This window comes from Thauera sp. AutoDN2 (genome assembly GCF_051280715.1).
In the GTDB taxonomy this organism is placed as follows: domain Bacteria; phylum Pseudomonadota; class Gammaproteobacteria; order Burkholderiales; family Rhodocyclaceae; genus Thauera.
Map to the genome: position 1 here is coordinate 1 of NZ_JBNCAR010000098.1, position 1520 is coordinate 1520.

The 1520-nt window shown below is 66.5% G+C and carries 1 protein-coding gene; it reads left to right on the forward strand.

Annotation, left to right across the window (positions count from 1 at the left end; translation table 11 throughout):
- Positions 1-77 precede the first annotated feature (77 nt).
- Positions 78-1376 carry an IS1182 family transposase gene (locus ACPT9U_RS17670; RefSeq protein WP_435751916.1) on the forward strand — a complete coding sequence of 433 codons (1299 nt, stop codon included), beginning with the start codon at positions 78-80 and terminating at the stop codon, positions 1374-1376.
- Positions 1377-1520 lie beyond the last annotated feature (144 nt).

Here is a 1520-nt window from a genome sequence, read left to right on the forward strand (position 1 = left end):
CTGAGAGTTTGTGAAAATTCCCCGCCAATGCCTTTGGTATAATTCTTGCATTCCAGTCCCCGCCCGGTAACCCAGTCATGAAAGCTCGCGCCCGCGTGGTTCTGCCCAACCGCAGCCAGATGGAGTTTCGCGCCAGCGACCTTGAGTCGCTGCTGCCGGAGGGGCATCGGGCGCGGCTAGTGTGGTCGTATGTAGTCGGCCAGGATCTGGGGCGCTTCTATGAGCGGATCCGGGTGCGTGAGGGCGGGGTCGGTCGGGCGGCGATTGCGCCGGAGATCCTGCTGTCGCTGTGGCTTTACGCGACGCTCGACGGGGTGGGCAGCGCGCGCGAGGTGGCGCGCCTGACCGACGCGCACGATGCGTACCGTTGGCTGTGCGGCGGAGTGCAGGTCAATTACCACACGCTGTCGGACTTCCGGAAGGATCACGGCGAAGCGCTCGATGAGTTGCTCAGCGCCAATGTGGCAACGCTCATTGCCGCCGGGGTGGTGAAGCTGCGCCAGGTGGCGCAGGACGGCATGCGGGTGCGGGCCGGTGCGGGGGCGGGATCGTTTCGGCGCGAGGACAAGCTCGAGGGCTACCTGGAGGCGGCCCGCGAGCGGGTTGCGCAGCTCAAGGCCGAGCTCGAAGCCGACCCGGGCAAGGCCGATCGGGCCCGTCAGGCGGCACGGCTGCGCGCGGCCCGCGAGCGCGAGGCCCGGGTGGCCGAGGCGCTGGCGCGCTTGCCCGAACTCGAAGCGATCAAGCGCCGCCAAGGCAAGGCGGCCGATCAGGCTCGCGCCTCGACGACCGATGCCGAGGCGACGGTCATGAAGATGGGCGACGGCGGGTTTCGGCCCGCGTACAACCCGCAGTTGGCCAGCGACGTCGACTCGCTGGTGATCGTGGGCGTCGAGGTGGCTACGGTCGGAAGCGATCAAGGTCAGATGGTGCCGATGATCGAGCAGGTGCGCGAGCGTTGCGGCCAGGCGCCCGAGGCCTGGTTGGTCGATGGCGGATTTGTGGGTCACGAGCAGGTCGAACAGGCCAGCGCACACACCACGGTGTATGGGCCGGTGCCGGCGGCCAAGGACAAGGCGGTCGATCCGCACCAGCCCAAGCCCGATGACCGTCCTGGCGTGGCGGCGTGGCGCGCGCGCATGGGGACCGATGAAGCCAAGGCGATCTACAAGAACCGCGCCGCAACCGCCGAGTGCGTCAATGCCCAAAGCCGCAATCGGGGACTGCAGCAGTTCCGCGTGCGCGGACTGGCCAAGGTCAAGTGCGTGGTCCTGTTCTTTGCCTTGGCCCACAACCTGATGCGGATGGCCAGCCTGGCACCAGAGATGCTCGCCCTCGGGAAAGGTGCGTCTGCAGTGTCCGGAATCGGGGCTTGAGCGTACGAAACGGCGAAAAACGACCCGAAAAACCAGATAACGCGAGTGCCTTCATGCTGAACAGATCATCTGACCGCCACAGCGGTCACAAGTCCATTTGCGCCCCCTTCGGTGGGCGTAACCGAAAAGTTCACGAGCTCTGAG

What these genes read in the sequence shown, in the direction of transcription:
- ACPT9U_RS17670 (WP_435751916.1), top strand. Translation starts at nt 78, where the DNA reads ATGAAAGCTCGCGCCCGCGTGGTTCTGCCCAACCGCAGCCAGATGGAG.